General features: G+C 65.8%; 15 protein-coding genes. 8 read left to right on the top strand and 7 right to left on the bottom strand.

The features are described 5' to 3' along the window. Positions 1 to 81: 81 nt before the first annotated feature. Positions 82 to 2400, bottom strand: coding sequence for a mechanosensitive ion channel domain-containing protein (locus tag AC0IPL_RS14000; protein WP_474275156.1), 2319 nt, complete (start codon positions 2398 to 2400; stop codon positions 82 to 84). A gap of 453 nt (positions 2401 to 2853) precedes the next feature. On the opposite strand from AC0IPL_RS14000, the gene AC0IPL_RS13995 reads away from it, so the two are divergent. Genes AC0IPL_RS13995 through AC0IPL_RS13965 form a run of 7 tightly spaced genes read left to right on the top strand, consistent with a single transcriptional unit; the run spans position 2854 to position 9309 of the window. Continuing rightward, positions 2854 to 4020 carry a glycosyltransferase family protein gene (locus AC0IPL_RS13995; protein ID WP_474275155.1) on the top strand — a complete coding sequence of 389 codons (1167 nt, stop codon included), beginning with the start codon at positions 2854 to 2856 and terminating at the stop codon, positions 4018 to 4020. Further along, positions 4017 to 5261 (top strand): glycosyltransferase, encoded by a 1245-nt coding sequence (locus tag AC0IPL_RS13990; protein WP_474275153.1) that lies wholly within the window; start codon positions 4017 to 4019, stop codon positions 5259 to 5261. The genes AC0IPL_RS13995 and AC0IPL_RS13990 overlap by 4 nt, the downstream gene beginning before the upstream one ends. A gap of 6 nt (positions 5262 to 5267) precedes the next feature. After that, positions 5268 to 6356 carry a glycosyltransferase gene (locus AC0IPL_RS13985; protein ID WP_474275151.1) on the top strand — a complete coding sequence of 363 codons (1089 nt, stop codon included), beginning with the start codon at positions 5268 to 5270 and terminating at the stop codon, positions 6354 to 6356. Further along, the gene (locus AC0IPL_RS13980; RefSeq protein WP_474275150.1) at positions 6353 to 6940 is read left to right on the top strand and encodes a histidine phosphatase family protein; all 588 of its coding nucleotides are present in this window, start codon (positions 6353 to 6355) and stop codon (positions 6938 to 6940) included. Before AC0IPL_RS13985 ends, AC0IPL_RS13980 begins: the two co-directional genes overlap by 4 nt. Further along, on the top strand, positions 6937 to 8073 hold the full coding sequence (locus tag AC0IPL_RS13975; protein ID WP_474275149.1) for a glycosyltransferase family protein: 1137 nt from the start codon (positions 6937 to 6939) through the stop codon (positions 8071 to 8073). Before AC0IPL_RS13980 ends, AC0IPL_RS13975 begins: the two co-directional genes overlap by 4 nt. Then, positions 8070 to 8828 (top strand): polysaccharide deacetylase family protein, encoded by a 759-nt coding sequence (locus tag AC0IPL_RS13970; protein ID WP_474275148.1) that lies wholly within the window; start codon positions 8070 to 8072, stop codon positions 8826 to 8828. The genes AC0IPL_RS13975 and AC0IPL_RS13970 overlap by 4 nt, the downstream gene beginning before the upstream one ends. A gap of 1 nt (position 8829) precedes the next feature. Next, complete coding sequence (locus AC0IPL_RS13965) at positions 8830 to 9309, top strand: class I SAM-dependent methyltransferase (protein WP_474275146.1); 480 nt, start codon at positions 8830 to 8832, stop codon at positions 9307 to 9309. A 28-nt stretch (positions 9310 to 9337) separates the two neighbouring features. Here AC0IPL_RS13965 and AC0IPL_RS13960 read toward each other — a convergent pair whose 3' ends face one another. Next, a complete protein-coding gene (locus AC0IPL_RS13960) occupies positions 9338 to 10480 on the bottom strand; it encodes an alpha-D-ribose 1-methylphosphonate 5-triphosphate diphosphatase (RefSeq protein WP_474275145.1) in 1143 nt (380 codons plus the stop codon). 50 nt (positions 10481 to 10530) lie between these two features. Here AC0IPL_RS13960 and AC0IPL_RS13955 point away from each other — a divergent pair, with 50 nt between their 5' ends. After that, the gene (locus AC0IPL_RS13955) at positions 10531 to 11214 is read left to right on the top strand and encodes a DUF1045 domain-containing protein (RefSeq protein ID WP_474275144.1); all 684 of its coding nucleotides are present in this window, start codon (positions 10531 to 10533) and stop codon (positions 11212 to 11214) included. Here the strand turns inward: AC0IPL_RS13955 and phnN are convergent. From phnN to AC0IPL_RS13930, 5 genes are read right to left on the bottom strand one after another with little or no spacing between them, the layout of a single operon-like run. Then, on the bottom strand, positions 11196 to 11756 hold the full coding sequence (phnN, locus tag AC0IPL_RS13950; RefSeq protein ID WP_474275143.1) for a phosphonate metabolism protein/1,5-bisphosphokinase (PRPP-forming) PhnN: 561 nt from the start codon (positions 11754 to 11756) through the stop codon (positions 11196 to 11198). The genes AC0IPL_RS13955 and phnN overlap by 19 nt on opposite strands. Next, entirely contained in the window at positions 11753 to 12436 is a 684-nt protein-coding gene (gene phnL / locus AC0IPL_RS13945; protein WP_474275142.1) for a phosphonate C-P lyase system protein PhnL, read from the bottom strand. The genes phnN and phnL overlap by 4 nt, the downstream gene beginning before the upstream one ends. Positions 12437 to 12446: 10 nt before the next feature. Beyond that, complete coding sequence (gene phnK, locus AC0IPL_RS13940) at positions 12447 to 13217, bottom strand: phosphonate C-P lyase system protein PhnK (protein ID WP_474275140.1); 771 nt, start codon at positions 13215 to 13217, stop codon at positions 12447 to 12449. Next, positions 13217 to 14074: an alpha-D-ribose 1-methylphosphonate 5-phosphate C-P-lyase PhnJ gene (locus AC0IPL_RS13935; protein WP_474275139.1), complete on the bottom strand. Its 858-nt coding sequence runs from the start codon at positions 14072 to 14074 to the stop codon at positions 13217 to 13219. The genes phnK and AC0IPL_RS13935 overlap by 1 nt, the downstream gene beginning before the upstream one ends. Then, positions 14071 to 15171, bottom strand: coding sequence for a carbon-phosphorus lyase complex subunit (locus AC0IPL_RS13930; protein WP_474275137.1), 1101 nt, complete (start codon positions 15169 to 15171; stop codon positions 14071 to 14073). Before AC0IPL_RS13930 ends, AC0IPL_RS13935 begins: the two co-directional genes overlap by 4 nt. Positions 15172 to 15174 lie beyond the last annotated feature (3 nt).

Genomic DNA, 15174 nt, shown 5'->3' with positions numbered 1-15174 from the left:
GGGCGCTGCCCATCTTGGCCTGGCGGCCAATTCACCCCGGAGTATTTGCAACCAGAAAGAAACCGCCCCCTGGGGCGCGCCCTAGCGGTCGTCGCCACCGTTGCTGCCCATCTCGTCGAGGATATCTTCGTCGATGGCGGCCTGCACCGCCCCGGTGGCCATCTGTTTCTGCTTGGGCGTCAGATCGTCCTCCTGGTCAGTGGCCAGGCGCACCGTGACTTCGCGGTGGGCGAATTTGATATTCTCCCGCGCGAACAGCTCGCGGATTTCCTGGTAGACGCGTTTGCGCACCAGCCACTGATCGCCCGGTTTGGTCATGAACTTTACCCGGATGATCATCGCCGAATCCTGCATTTCGATCACGCCCTGCGACTTCAGCGGCTGGATGAAGGCATCGCCGATGACCGGATCCTCCAGCAGGTTCTGGCCCAGCTTCTTGATCAGCTTGCGAACCTTTTCCACGTCGGTGTCATAGGTGACCCGCAGCGGCAGTTTCATCATCACCCAGTCGCGGGAGTAATTGGTCAGCACCTTGATCTCGCCAAAGGGGATGGTGTGCAGCGCCCCAAGATGGTGGCGCAGCTGGAAGGACCGCACCGAGATTTTCTCAACGGTGCCTTTGACATCGCCGATATCGATGTACTCACCTTTGCGGAAGGCATCGTCCACGAGGAAGAACGCGCCCGAAAAGATGTCACGCACCAGCGTCTGCGAGCCAAAGCCCACCGCCAGACCAACCACGCCGGCGCCTGCAAACAACGGGCTGACGTTGATACCCAGCTCCAGCAGCACGATGAGGATGATCGTCACCACGACAACCGCCAGGATGGCGCCGCGAAACAGCGGCAACAGGGTGGCGAGACGGCTGGCGCCCCCGGCGCCACCCTCATCGCCCAGTTCGGCTTCTGCTGGCGCGGCGCCGACCTCTTCGTCGATCTTGCTGTCGATCCAGATCCGGAACAGGTGGTAGACGATGTACCCGATGAACAGGATCACCGTGATGTCGATCACCCGGTCGGCAGAGGTCGTGTTCAGCCAGGCCGCATCGGGATTCCACACGATCACCAGCGAATAGGCCCCGACCACAAAGGCCAGGATGCCGGCAACGCGGCGGGCAAGGTCCTGATAGGTGGCAATCGGATGGCGCGCCGGTCCCTCGGCTTCTGCCTCTGCATCGGGGGAGGCAACGTCGATGGCTGCCGGGGCGATGCGCGGGCCGCGGGCACGGCTGAAATAGCGCTCGATCAGGTAGTTGATGACGCCATAGACGATCAGGATCGTGGTCAGCACGAAATAGCTGCCCGCCATCACCGGCACCGCGATGTCATTTTCCAGCACCAGGTCAAAGGCCAGCTTGAGCCAGCCAAAGATCATGTAGGCGATCAGCACCGGCGCCCAGGCCATCGACAGTCCGCGGACCAGCCAGGAACAATCCTCTGGCCGCCGCCCTGCCCGGATCGCGTTGGAGATGGCGCGGCCGTTGACCAGTACCAGCAGCAGGTTGCCGAAGGTCCCCACCAGCGCCAGCACACCATGGACCAGCGCGTAGACGTTGTAATTCAGCCCGAAATCCCCAACCCAGGTGGCAAACATGACCGCGGAGATGTCGTAGGTCGCCAACAGCGACGCCCAGATGTAGAGCCGTCGGGCATCGCGATCCGAAAACACCGGAATGCGATATTGCGACAGGTAGGGCGACAGCACCATGCGCCACAGATCCGAGACCGTCCGCGCCAGGAAAAAGGCGGTATAGATCGCGGTGGCGGTAAACTCGACCGAGGCATCGCCGGAGGGGCCGAAGATCAGATAGGACGCCAGCGCTGCAAAAAGCATCGCAAAGATGGTGCCCCCCACCCCCATGAAGAACCGAAAGATCAGGAAGGGCATCTTTTCCTGATAGCCTTCGGGGTGCTGCTTGATCCGCGCCACCACATAGCGTTTGGCGATCCGTTTGCCGTAAATCTCGACCGACAGCCAGCGGCCGATCATCAGGAACAGCACGCTCCAGACCAGCACCTCGACATAGGTCATGATGCGCCCGTCCGGGCTGGTCTGGCGCAGGATGTACTTCATCTCAAAGACGGAATAGGGCAGCGCCTCAAGGCGGCTGGCCAGTTCGGCGCGAAACGCACCAACCCGGGACTGCGCCTGCATCAGGGCAGAGGGTTTCTCCATCTGGGTGCCGTTTGGCGGCGTGTCCTCTTCGGGGGGCGGTGACGGGGTCAGCAGCTGCCCGCTGCTGTCAACAACCACCACACCGACGCCGAGCTGCCCCGCCTGTTCGAGGACACGGGAGAGGCCATCCGCAGGCGCCGCATCACTTTGCTGCGCACCCGCGTGAGCAACTGCAAAAAAACACAACAGCGCTGCCAGCAGACTTCGGTAAAGAAATTGCAGCATGGGCGCCTATCCTTATGGAAATATAACCAGAATTAACCACGCGCGAAAACGTTATGCAAATGTTCCAGGCCCGCCTTTTGATGCAGGTGGCGTCTCTGCCGCATGATTGCATAGGCGCAGGTGGCAGGCTATACCGATTTGAACCTCCGCCTTCCGGCGGGCAGCAGCACAGCTTGGTCCCGCAGGTGCGGTCGGCTGTATCCTGCCGCAGCAGAACCAACAGGCTGCACCCCCGTCCGCAACCAGCCGGGGGCTGCGCAATCCGAGGCGGAAGATGGCAGAGCACCACAGCGCAGGCCCGGCGACAGGCACATGCAGCGGCAGCCCGGTCTCTGACCAGGTTGCTGCCGGTTCAAATTGCGCGGCACGCGGACATTTCAGACAAGCGGATCAATGACACAGCCAGGTGAACCCCCAGCATCTGCGAGCCCGCAAAAGCGCGGCCCGCGTGTGATGTTCTACAGCCATGATACCTTTGGCCTTGGCCACCTGCGCCGCTCGCGGGCGCTGGCCGGTGCCATCACCACTGCCACCCCGGAGGCCTCGGCGCTGATCCTGACCGGCTCGCCGGTTGCGGGGCGGTTCTCCTTTCCCGCCGGCGTGGACCACATCCGCCTGCCGGGCGTGATCAAACGCGCCGACGGCTCCTATGACTCGCGCACCATGGGCATGAGCATCGAGGAAACCGCCGAATTGCGCGCTGCCCTGATCCGCTCCACAGTGGAGCAGTATCAGCCCGATGTGCTGGTGGCCGACAAGGAGCCGACCGGATTTCGCGGCGAGCTGATGCCTGCGCTGGAGTTCCTCAAGTCCGAAGGCCGCTGCAAGCTGGTTCTGGGGCTGCGCGACGTGCTGGACGAACCCGAAGTGCTGGCCGCCGAGTGGGACCGCAAGCAGGCGGTCGAGGCGACCCGCGACTTTTACGACGAGATCTGGGTTTACGGTCCGAAATCGGTCTACGATCCGACCGAGGGACTGCCGTTCACGCCCCAGATGCGGGAGCGGATGCACTGGACCGGCTACCTGCGGCGCGATCTGGGCGAGGTCGGCGCGCCGCCGCAGCAGCCCTATCTGCTGGTCACTGCCGGCGGTGGCGGCGATGGCGAGATGATGGTGGACCTGGTGCTGTCCGCCTATGAGGCAGACCCGGAGCTGTCACCGCGCGCGGTGCTGGTTTACGGCCCGTTCCTGTCCGGCGACACCCGCGCGGATTTTGAACAGCGGGTGGCCCGGCTCCAGGGGCGCGTCACCGCCGTGGGTTTTGAATCACAGATTGAGACCCTGTTCGCCGGGGCTCAGGGGGTTGTCTGCATGGGCGGTTACAACACCTTTTGCGAGGTGCTGTCCTTTGACAAACCGGCGGTGATCGTGCCGCGCACCACGCCCCGACTGGAGCAATGGATCCGCGCCAATCGCGCCGAGGAACTGGGGCTGTCCACCATGCTGGACGAGACCCGCGATGGCTGGACCGCCCAGGCGCTGGCCGGCGCGATCCGGGCATTGAGCCGTCAGAAACCGCCCTCCGCTGCCGGCTCTGTCGGGCTGCTGGACGGGCTCGACTATGTCACCCGCCGGGTTCAGATTTTGCTGGATCAAAACCCGCAGGAGATCGCCGAATGAGCGCTCCCCGTCCGCCGCTGGCGGTGGTGGTCAAGGGCTGGCCACGGCTGTCGGAGACCTTCATCGCGCAGGAACTGGTGGCGCTGGAAGCCGCAGGCCACGCATTTGAAATCTGGTCACTGCGCCATCCCACAGATGTAAAGCGCCACCCGCTGCACCAGCAATTGCAGGCATGGGTGAATTATCTGCCGGAGTACCTGTATCAGGAGCCAGAGCGCGTCTGGCGCGCCCGCGCGGTGGCGCAGCAGTTGCCGGGCTATGCCGAAGCCTATCGCATCTGGCGCGCCGACCTGCGCCGCGACGCCTCTCCCAACCGGATCCGCCGGTTCGGGCAGGCCTGCGTGCTGGCTGCCGAGATGCCCGACGCGGTGCTGGGGCTTTATGCGCATTTTTTGCACACGCCCTCCTCTGTGGCGCGCTATGCCGCCATCATGCGCGGCCTGCCGTGGAGCTTTTCCGCCCACGCCAAGGATATCTGGACCTCGCCCGACTGGGAAATCGCCGAGAAACTCTCTGCCAGCCATCACGGCGCGGCATTTGGGGCCACCTGCACCGGCTTTGGGGCCCGGCATCTTCAGGACATGGCGGACTCACCCGACCGGGTCGATCTGGTCTATCACGGGCTGGACCTGTCGCGTTTTCCCGCGCCACCGCAGCGCCGCATGCGTCAGCCGCAGGAACCGGTTCACTTCATGTCCGTCGGGCGGCTGGTGGAAAAGAAGGGCTTTGACCGGCTAATCGCGGCACTGGCGCTGCTGCCCGGGGGGCTGGACTGGCACTGGACCCATATCGGCGGCGGCGGCCTCGGCGATCTTCTGCAAGGCATGGCCGAGGACGCCGGTATTGGCGACCGCATCACCTGGCGCGGCGCCTGCGACCAGCCCGAGGTAATCGAGGCGATGCGCGCCAGTGATCTCTTCGTGCTGCCCAGCCGGGTGGCCGAGGACGGCGATCGCGACGGGCTGCCCAATGTGCTGATGGAAGCGGCCTCGCAAGGCCTGCCGATCCTGTCCACCCCGGTGTCGGCGATCCCGGAGTTCATCACCCATGGCACCCATGGGCTGCTGAGCGCGGACAGCCCGGAAGTGCTGGCCGAAAGCCTGCTCCTTGCCGCCAGACACCCAGAAAAGATGGCCGCGATGGCCGAGGCCGCACTGCACCGCCTGCGCAACGACTTTGGCATGGATCCCGGCATTGCCCAGCTGTCGCGGCGGCTGACGGCGATGCTGGCGGCTGGCTGAACGGTCATGGCTCCGGGCAGCGGCACGCGGATCGCCTTTTACGCGCCACTGAAGCCGCCGCACCACCCGGTGCCTTCGGGCGACCGCGAGATCGCGCGCAATCTGATAGCGCTGCTGCGTGGCAGCGGTGCCGAGGTGCATCTGGCCTCGGATCTACGGATATATGACAAACAGGGATGCGCCAGCACGCAGGACGCGCTGCGGCGCGCGGCCACAGCCGAGGTCACCCGGCTGCGAGGGGACATGCCGCAGGTGAATTTGTGGGTCACCTATCACAATTACTACAAGGCACCCGACCTGATCGGCCCCGCCGTGGCCGACGCCCGCGGCATTCCTTATGTGCAGATCGAGTCCACCCGCGCAAAGAAGCGACTGACCGGCGGCTGGGCGGATTTTGCCCGCGCCGCCCATGACGCTGCCGATGCGGCCGCGGCGATCTTTCACTTCACCGAACGCGACCGCTTTGCTTTGCAGCGGGACCGGGCAGGCGATCAGCTGCTGGCGCAGCTACCGCCCTTCCTGCCACGAGACACCCTGCCCCGCGCCACATCGCTGGACGCACCGATGCTGACTGTGGCGATGATGCGCCAGGGCGACAAGCTGGCGTCCTACCGGCTGATTGCCGAGACCCTGGCGCTGATGGAGGGCGACTGGCAGCTGGACATCGTCGGAGATGGCCCCGCCCGCCACGAGGTCGAGACCTTGATGGCGCCCTTTGGGGCACGGGTGCGTTTTCGGGGCCAGCTGCCGCCAGTGACGCTGGCGCAGGCCTATGGCCGCGCCAGCTTGTTGCTGTGGCCCGGCGTAAACGAGGCGTTCGGCATGGTCTATCTGGAGGCACAGGCGCATGGGCTGCCGGTGGTGGCGCAGGACCGGCCCGGTGTGCGCGATGTGCTGCTTCCGGGGAACTACCCCGCCGTCGACCAGGGCGCGGCGGGCCTGGCGGCGCTGGCGGCGGCGCTGCTGAGCGCCCCGGACCTGCGCCGCAGCCGCAGCGCGCTTGCGCGGGCGTATATTGAACGCCGCCACCTTGCACCGGCCGCGGCGGCGTGCTTCTGGAACACTGTCACCCCATTGATCGAGGTCTCGCGATGATCCGACTTGCCCTGCTGCGCCATGGCCATACCCCCTGGAACCGCGCGGGCCGCATACAGGGGCGCAGCGACATTGCGCTGGACAATTCCGCCCGCGCGGAGCTGGCCGCACACCGCCTGCCACCGGACTGGGCAGAGGCCGACCTGTGGTCCAGCCCCCTGACCCGGGCGGCGGAAACCGCCGCGTTGGTGGCAGGCCGCGCGCCCCGCACCTCGCCGGCACTGACGGAGATGAACTGGGGCGAATGGGAGGGGCTGCACGGCACCGATCTGAAATCGGACCCCGACAGCGGCTTTCGTGACATCGAGGATTGGGGCTGGCACTACCGCCCGCCCGGCGGAGAAACCCCGGCGGAGGTCTGGGCCCGGATCGAACCCTGGCTGCACGGGCTGACGCGCGACACGGTGGCGGTCTGCCACATCGGCATCATGCGGATGATCCTGGCGCAGGCGCATGGCTGGAACTTCGACGGCCCCGCGCCGTTCCGGATCAAGCGCAACCGGCTGTTCGTGCTTGAGATCGACGGCACCTCTCTGCGCTTCTGGGTCGAGCCCGTCCGCCTGATCCGCGAGGCCAGCGCATGAAGGTTCTGATCGCCGTCACACATCTGCTGGGCACCGGCCATCTGTCGCGGGCGCTGACGCTGGCACGGGCCTTTGACCGGGCCGGGCATCAGGTAACATTGGTCAGTGGCGGTTTTCCCGCGCCGCAGTTGGACACCCGCGGCATCGCCCTGCAACAGCTGCCGCCGCTGCGCTCTGACGGGGTGGATTTCACCCGGCTGCTCACTGCGGACGGCAGGGTGGCACAGGAGGATGATCTGGCGCGGCGTCGGGCGCAGCTGTGCGCTGCCCTGCATCAGGTACAGCCGGATGTACTGATCACCGAACTTTATCCCTTTGGCCGCCGCTCCTTGCGTGGCGAGTTTCTGGCGCTGCTGGAGGCGGCGCACCAGATGCCACGCCGCCCGGTGATCCTGTCTTCAGTCCGCGATATTCTGGCGCCGCCCTCGAAACCGGAAAAGGCGGTGAAGGCCGATGCGGTGCTGGCGCAGCATTACGACGCGGTGCTGGTACATTCTGATCCCGCGGCCACCCGGTTGCAGGTCAGCTGGCCGGTGTCGCCCATGCTGGCGGCCAAGCTGCGCTACACCGGCTATGTCGCGCCTGCCGCCGCCGGGCCGCACCCGGACCGCGCCGGCGCGGGTGAAATTCTGGTCAGCGCGGGCGGCGGCAGCGTTGGCGCCGATCTCTACCAAACAGCACTTGAGGCCGCCCGGCTGATGCCCGAACACCGCTGGCGGCTGCTGGTCGGCGGCGCCGATGCGGCCGCGCGGATCGAGGAGTTTACCAAGGCGGGCTCCCCGGCCGTGCTGGAGCCTGCCCGGCCCGATTTCCGGCAGATGCTGTCGCATGCCGCGGCCTCTGTCAGCATGTGCGGCTACAACACCGCACTGGACCTTCTGCAGGCAGCGACCCCTGCGGTGCTGATCCCCTTTGATGCCGGCAATGAGACCGAACAGGGCCTGCGCGCCAGCAGTCTGGCGCCGCTTAACGGCATCCAGGTGCTGACCTCTGCCCAGCTGTCTCCGGCGGCGCTATGCGCTGCGATCAAAGCCGCCATGCAGGCGCCGCCGCGTGATTCCAGCGGTTTCAGGTTTGACGGCGCCGCCCGGACGGTGGAGATTGCTGCGCAGCTGGAGAAGGAGCGCGGATGATACCCGACTGGAACGAGCTGGATACAGAGCTGAGCCGATGGCACGCCGCAGGGCTGGTGCTGCCCTTGTGGTGGCGGGACGACGACGCGATGTCGCACTCCGCAGACTTGGAGCGGCTGGCAAAGGTCTCTGCCCGGCTGGAGCTGCCGGTGCATCTGGCGGTGATCCCGCAAGGCGCGACCCCGGATCTCGCCCGCTATGTCGCGGCGCAACCGCACTTGCTGCCGGTGGTGCATGGCTGGGCGCATCACAACCATGCCCCGACGGGCGAGAAAAAGGCCGAATTCGGCGCCCACCGGCCGCTGGATGACCTGCTGGAGGACGCCGAACGCGGGCTGGCCACCCTGAAGGATCTGTTCGGCAGCACTCTGCGCCCGATGTTCGTGCCGCCCTGGAACCGCATCAGCCCGCAGATGCTGACCTGGCTGGCGGGTGCCGGTTACTCCGCGGTTTCGACCTTTGGCCCGCGCAAACAGGCCAAATCCGCACCGGGGCTGTTGCGCGTAAACACCCATCTGGATCCGATAAACTGGAAGGCGGACCGCGGCCTGCTGCCGCCGCAGCAGCTGATTGCGCAGGTCACCCGCCAGCTGCGCGACCGCCGCCTGGGCGACGCCGACGGCGCCGAACCCTACGGGCTGCTCACCCATCATCTGGTGCAGGACCGTGCCACCTGGGAGTTTACCGTGGCATTGGCAGAGCGCCTGCTGGCCGGCCCGGCAGAGGCCTGGACCTATGACGAAAGGATGACCTGACATGAGCCGCCTGGACTCCATGCTGCGCCGCCTGACCGCCCAGCGCGACGGGCTGAACTGGGCCGCTGAACAGGTGGCCCAAATCAGCGGCGACGTGCTGGACATGGGGCTGGGCAACGGGCGCACCTATGACCATCTGCGCGAAACCCTGACAGACCGGCGCATCTGGGTGATCGACCGGGTGCTGCAATGCCACCCCTCCTGCGAGCCGCCGGAGCAGGATTTCCTGCAAGGCGAGGCGCGGCCGATGCTGGCCCGGCTGGCACAGGGCGGTCACCGGATCGCGCTGGCGCATTACGATCTGGGCTTTGGAGACAAGACAAAGGACGTGGCCGAGGCCGCCGCCCTGTCGCCACATATCGCTGCGGTCATGACCGCCGGCGGCATCATCGTGTCCGGCCAGCCGCTGGTCGGACTGGAGGAGCTGGACGGCCCCGCGGGCATCCCGCCGGGCCGCTACATGTTCTATCGCGCAGGCTGACCACTTACAGACGGCGCGCCGGGCGGCGTCAGGCCACCCGCGCGCCGCGGGACCAGACCCCGCGCAGAACCGGCGCACCGGACATTAGCCTGAACCGGATCAGATCGGCCCGTTTGCCGGTCTCCAGACGCCCGCGGTCCGCCAGCGCCACGGCATCGGCCGGCGCATGGGTCACCGCGCCCAATCCGCGGGCCATGTCGCCCCACAACTGTCCCAACTGCACCGCCGACATCAGCAACGCCGCCGGCACGTAATCGGACGAAATGATGTCCAACAGTTCCACCTCCGCCAGTTCATGCGCCGCGACATTGCCAGAGTGCGAGCCGCCGCGGATCAGGTTCGGCGCGCCCATCATCACCTTGATGCCGTGGGCACGGCAGGCCTGCGCCGCCTCCACCGTGGTGGGGAATTCTGCCAGTTGGATGCCATGCCCCGCGGACACTGCCACCTGCTCCGCGGTGGTGTCATCGTGGCTGGCGAGCACCGCCCCAAACCGCCGCGCGGCTTTCACGGCCTCAGCCTCGTGCAGGTCGCCATAGGTGTCGCGCAGGGATTTCAGATGCGCCACATGGGCCTGAAAGGCCGCATCATCAAAGCCGTGCTTGCCCTTTACATAGGCTTCCAGCTTGGAAATGTCGCGAAACTGCCGCTGACCCGGCGTGTGATCCATCAAGGACACCAGCCCAACCCGGTCGGATTCGCCGAATTCATTCAGCTCTTCCAGCAGCGATTCCGAGCAGACCTCGGCCCGCAAATGCAGGAAATGCGAGATTTTCAGCGCGTTCTGGCCGCGAAGCTCCAGCAGCTCGCTCGCCAGTTGCCGCGCATAGGCGCCATAACGGCTTTCCTTGCGCTTGATCGAGCCGACGCGCATGGCGTCGAACACGGTGGTGATGCCGGTCCCCGCCAGTTCTGCATCATGGGCGATGATGGCGCTGGCGTGGGGCCAGTCGACACGCGGGCGCGGCTGGATGTGGCGTTCCAGATTGTCGGTGTGCAGCTCCACCAGGCCAGGGCAGATGTAATCGCCGCCGCAGTCCACCGCACCGGCGGGCACGGTGGTGCCTTGCGCAATGTCGGCGATGGTGCCGTCCGCGATCTTTACGCAGCCGACCAGTGTTTCGCCGGGCAGCACCAGGGTGGCATTGGCAAGTATCAACTCTTCTGTCATCTGAACTACACATCTTTCGAGCTATGGAAGGCCACGTCTAGGAGGCCAATGTGACATTCACGCGATACGCGATCTACTATGCGCCGCCCGCGGCAGCGGACTGGAGCCGGTTTGGGGCCAGCTGGCTGGGCTGGGACATGGAAACGGGGGCGGAGCTGCCCCATCCCGCCATCGCCGGGCTGGATGTTGCGGACATCACCGCAGTGCCGCGCAAATACGGGCTGCATGCGACGATCAAGCCGCCGATGCGGCTGGCCGAGGGCCAGAGCCAGGCCGCGCTGGAGGACGCCTGTGCGACCCTTGCCGCGCGCCAGAAACCCGTCACGCTGGAGGGGTTGAAAATGGCGCGGCTGGGACGCTTTTTGGCGCTGCGCCCTGCGGGGGACGAGACCGCGCTGAACGCGCTGGCGGCAGCCTGCGTGCGCGACCTCGACCCGTTTCGCGCACCTGCGCCCGCGGGTGAGCTGGCCCGCCGCCGCGCGGCCGGGCTGAGCGCGGAGCAGGACGAGAATCTGACCCGCTGGGGCTACCCTTATGTGATGGACCAGTTCCGCTTTCACATCACCCTGACCGGCAAGCTGCCCAAGGCCCAGCTGCCCCCAGTTGAGGAGGCCCTGACCCGCCACCTGTTGCCGCTGCTGCCCGCACCGTTTGAAGTCCGGGATCTGGCGCTGATGGGCGAGGCTGCAGACGGTCGGTTTCACCTGATCCATCGCTATGCCCTTTCCGGCTGAAGGGCTTTCAGCGCCGCCTGCACGGCGGCGCTGAGCGCACCGCTGTTGTCGATCTCATGCACGCGGCACAGCCCATCGGGCAGCGGACGGTCTGCGCGCACCAGCCGCTGGCGAACCTCGTCGGCATCTTCGCGGCCACGTGCGAGCAGCCTTTTTTCCAGCACCTCGGGCCGGGCTGTGACGGACAGCACGACAAGGTCGCCAAACACCTCCTGCGCCTGAGGCAGCACGCCGCGCGACAGGTTGACCAGCACCCCGCCCGCGCCCTGCCGCAGCCCTTCGATATCGCGCGGGATGCCGTAGTGCAGCCCATGCGCCTGCCATTGCAGCGCGAAGACACCGCTTTCCGACAGCGCCGAAAACTCAGGCACGCTGACGGGCTGGTAATCCTCGCCCCCCGCTTCGGGCGCGCGGGTGATCACCCGCCGCATGATGCGCAGGTTTGGTCCCGAGACCGCGAGCGCCGACATCAGGCTGTCCTTGCCGACGCCGGACGGACCCACCACGGCAATCACCGGGCCTGTCGCTGTGCGCCCGGTCATGCCGCAGCCCGCGGTGTGAAGGCAGAGACATCGATGAACCGGTCGCAGACCTGTTCGCGCGCTGTCTCGTCGTGGAAGATGCCGATGATCGCCGCGCCGCGTTCCTTTGCGCCTTCGATCAGCCCCAACACGGTGGCCCGGTTCTGTGCGTCCAGGCTGGCGGTGGGTTCGTCCAGCAGCAGCGCCGGGTAGTCATGCGCAAAGCCGCGGGCGATGTTGACCCGCTGCTGCTCTCCCCCGGAAAAGGTGGTGGGACTTAGCCCCCACAGCCGTTCGGGAATGTTCAGCTTGGCCAGCAGGGAGGCGGCCTTGTCGCGGGCGACCTCAATCGGGGTGCCAACCGCCAAGAGCGGCTCAGCCACCACGTCCAGCGTGGCGACCCGTGGCACCACCCGCAAGAACTGGCTGACATAGCCTAGGGTGTGGCGGCGCAGCTCCAGGATCTCGCGCGGCTCGGCCCGGGCCACATCGGTGCCGCCAACCATGACGCTGCCAGAGGCGGCCAGGTAGTTGCCGTAGATCACCCGCATCAGGGTGGATTTGCCCGCCCCCGACGCACCGGTCAGCCCGACACATTCGCCCGGTTTCACATGCAGGCTGGCGCCCTCCATCACCGGGATCACCGCGCTGCCCTGATTGTGCAGAGTAAAGCTCTTGCTCACGTTGTTCAGTTCAATCATCTCGCCACTCTCAGACTTGCAGCACGCTGGAGACCAGCAGCTGGGTATAGCCGTGCTGGGGGTCATCCAGCACCTGATCGGTCAGCCCACTTTCAACCACATGGCCGTCTTTCATCACCATCAACCGGTCCGCCAGCAGCCGCACCACAGCCAGGTCATGGGTGACGATGATCGCGCTCAGCCCCATCTCGCGCACCAGTCCGCGCAAGAGATCCAGCAGCCGTGCCTGCACCGAGACATCCAGCCCGCCGGTTGGTTCATCCATGAACACCAGCCGTGGTCCGGTCACCAGATTTCGGGCGATCTGAAGTCGCTGCTGCATGCCCCCGGAGAAGGCTGAGGGGCGGTCATCAATGCGGTTGTCGGCGATCTCCACCCGGCCCAACCAATCAGCGGCGCGTTCGCGGATTGACCCGTAATGGCGGTCACCCACCGCCATCAGGCGTTCACCGATGTTGCCACCGGCGCTGACCGACATCCGCAGCCCGTCGCGGGCGTGCTGATGCACAAAGGCCCAGTCGGTCCGGCTGAGCATACGCCGCTGCGGTTCCGACATGGTGACGGTATCTACCGGCCCGTCTACGCGGGTGTCAAAGATCACCTCCCCGCGGTCCGGGGTCAGATGGCCCGCAAGACTGTTCAGCAGCGTCGACTTGCCAGAGCCGCTTTCGCCGACAATGCCCATCACCTCACCGGGGTACAGGTCAAAGCTGACGTCGGTGCAGCCGATGCGCGCGCCATACATCTTGGCGACATTCTTCACTTGCAGCAAGGGTGTCATCACGCTGCCTCCTCTCCCAGGCGGCCGCTGTGGCCCGCCTCGCGCCGCGCGCGGCAATAATCGGTGTCCGAGCAGACAAACATCCTGCTGCCCGCATCATCCAGGATCACCTCATCCAGATAGCTGTCCTCTGCCCCGCACAGGTCGCAGGGATGGTCGGCCTTGCTGGCCTCGAACGGGTAGTCCTCGAAGTCCAGAGAGACCACTTGGGTATAGGGTGGCACCGCATAGATGCGCTGCTCGCGGCCTGCACCGAACAGCTGTATCGCGGCCATCTCCATCTTGGGGTTGTCGAATTTCGGGATCGGCGAGGGATCCATTACATAGCGCCCCTCGACCTTGACCGGATAGGCATAGGCGGTGGCGATGGCGCCATGCTGGCTGATGTCCTCGTAGAGTTTCACGTGCATCAGCCCGTATTCCTGCAAGGCGTGCATCTTGCGGGTCTCGGTTTCGCGCGGCTCAAGGAAGCGCAGCGGCTCCGGGATCGGCACCTGATAGACGAGAATTTGATCCTCGTTCAGCTCGGCCTCGGGGATGCGGTGGCGGGTCTGGATGACGCTGGCCTTTGTCGTTTCTTCCGTCGTGGCCACGCCTGCCGTGCGTTCAAAGAACTTGCGGATCGACACCGCGTTGGTGGTGTCATCTGCGCCCTGGTCGATCACTTTCAGCGTGTCGTCCGGCGTCAGCGTTGCGGCCGAGACCTGCACGCCGCCGGTGCCCCAACCATAGGGCATCGGCATCTCGCGGCTGGCGAAGGGCACCTGATAGCCCGGCGCCGCCAAACCTTTGAGGATCGCCCGGCGGATCATCCGCTTGGTCTGTTCGTCTAGGTATGCAAAGTTGTAGTCGCTCATTCCGCAGCCTCCTGTGCTGAAAAGTTTTCCGCCAGTTCTGCGGCCTCGCGGCGCAGTTTGCGGACCAGCTCCAGCTCTGACTGGAAATCGACGTAATGCGGCAGCTTGATATGCTCCAGGAAGCCGGTGGCCTGGATGTTGTCGGCGTGGCTCAGAACAAATTCCTCATCCTGCGCGGCCGCGCCGACGTTGTCCTCGCCCAGCTCCTCCCAGCGCAGGGCGCGGTCGACCAGCGCCATGGCGATGGATTTGCGCTCTGACTGGCCGAACACCAGACCATAGCCGCGGGTGAACTGCGGCGGCACGGTTTTCGATCCCTTGAACTGGTTCACCGTCTCGCATTCGGTCAGCTCGATCTCGCCAATCTCGATGGCAAAGCCCAGCTCGGGGATTTCCATCTCCACCGGTACGGTGCCGATGCGCAGCTCACCGACAAAGGCGTGGTTGCGCGCATAGCCACGCTGGGTCGAATAGGCCATGCCAAGGATGAAACCCTCATCGCCGCGCGTCAGCGATTGCAACCGCACCGCCCGCCCAGCCGGAAAGGCCATCGGCTCGCGGGTCAGATCGCCCGGCTCCGCGTCCGAGGCTGGCTCGCGCTCGATGATGTCCTCGCCTTGCAGAAACTCGGTGATATGCGGCGTGGATTCGCAGCGTGGCTCTGCCACCGGGGCGGCGGGCACCTCGCCATCGGCGGCCAGTTTGAAATCCAGCAACCGGTGGGTGTAGTCGAATGTCGGCCCCAGCACCTGCCCGCCCGGCGCATCCTTGAAGGTCGCCGAGATACGCCGGTCGCAGGCCATGGCACCCGTGTCCACCGGCTGCGTATAACCAAAGCGTGGCAGCGTGGTGCGATATGCGCGGATCAGAAAAATTGCCTCAATCAGGTCTCCGCGCGACTGCTTTATCGCCAGCGCCGCGAGGTCGGGATCATACAGCGAACCTTCGGCCATCACCCGGTTTAATGCGAGGCTCATCTGCTCGCGGATCTGGGCGAGGCTGAGCTCTGCCACGGACGTGTCGCCGCGGCGCTCTTCGGCCAGCCAGGCATGGGCATTGTCAATTGCCTGCTCGCCGCCTTTTACTGCAACATACATGGC

It is taken from the genome of Leisingera sp. SA32 (assembly GCF_056033425.1).
The sequence above is the reverse complement of the archived record's forward strand: the minus strand, read 5'-3'. Positions and strand labels throughout refer to the sequence as shown.

What these genes read in the sequence shown, in the direction of transcription:
- AC0IPL_RS13930 (WP_474275137.1), bottom strand. Translation starts at nt 15,171, where the DNA reads ATGTATGTTGCAGTAAAAGGCGGCGAGCAGGCAATTGACAATGCCCAT.
- AC0IPL_RS14000 (WP_474275156.1), bottom strand. Translation starts at nt 2,400, where the DNA reads ATGCTGCAATTTCTTTACCGAAGTCTGCTGGCAGCGCTGTTGTGTTTT.
- AC0IPL_RS13975 (WP_474275149.1), top strand. Translation starts at nt 6,937, where the DNA reads ATGAAGGTTCTGATCGCCGTCACACATCTGCTGGGCACCGGCCATCTG.
- AC0IPL_RS13985 (WP_474275151.1), top strand. Translation starts at nt 5,268, where the DNA reads ATGGCTCCGGGCAGCGGCACGCGGATCGCCTTTTACGCGCCACTGAAG.
- phnL (WP_474275142.1), bottom strand. Translation starts at nt 12,436, where the DNA reads ATGATTGAACTGAACAACGTGAGCAAGAGCTTTACTCTGCACAATCAG.
- phnK (WP_474275140.1), bottom strand. Translation starts at nt 13,217, where the DNA reads ATGACACCCTTGCTGCAAGTGAAGAATGTCGCCAAGATGTATGGCGCG.
- AC0IPL_RS13970 (WP_474275148.1), top strand. Translation starts at nt 8,070, where the DNA reads ATGATACCCGACTGGAACGAGCTGGATACAGAGCTGAGCCGATGGCAC.
- phnN (WP_474275143.1), bottom strand. Translation starts at nt 11,756, where the DNA reads ATGACCGGGCGCACAGCGACAGGCCCGGTGATTGCCGTGGTGGGTCCG.
- AC0IPL_RS13995 (WP_474275155.1), top strand. Translation starts at nt 2,854, where the DNA reads ATGTTCTACAGCCATGATACCTTTGGCCTTGGCCACCTGCGCCGCTCG.
- AC0IPL_RS13965 (WP_474275146.1), top strand. Translation starts at nt 8,830, where the DNA reads ATGAGCCGCCTGGACTCCATGCTGCGCCGCCTGACCGCCCAGCGCGAC.
- AC0IPL_RS13980 (WP_474275150.1), top strand. Translation starts at nt 6,353, where the DNA reads ATGATCCGACTTGCCCTGCTGCGCCATGGCCATACCCCCTGGAACCGC.
- AC0IPL_RS13960 (WP_474275145.1), bottom strand. Translation starts at nt 10,480, where the DNA reads ATGACAGAAGAGTTGATACTTGCCAATGCCACCCTGGTGCTGCCCGGC.
- AC0IPL_RS13990 (WP_474275153.1), top strand. Translation starts at nt 4,017, where the DNA reads ATGAGCGCTCCCCGTCCGCCGCTGGCGGTGGTGGTCAAGGGCTGGCCA.
- AC0IPL_RS13935 (WP_474275139.1), bottom strand. Translation starts at nt 14,074, where the DNA reads ATGAGCGACTACAACTTTGCATACCTAGACGAACAGACCAAGCGGATG.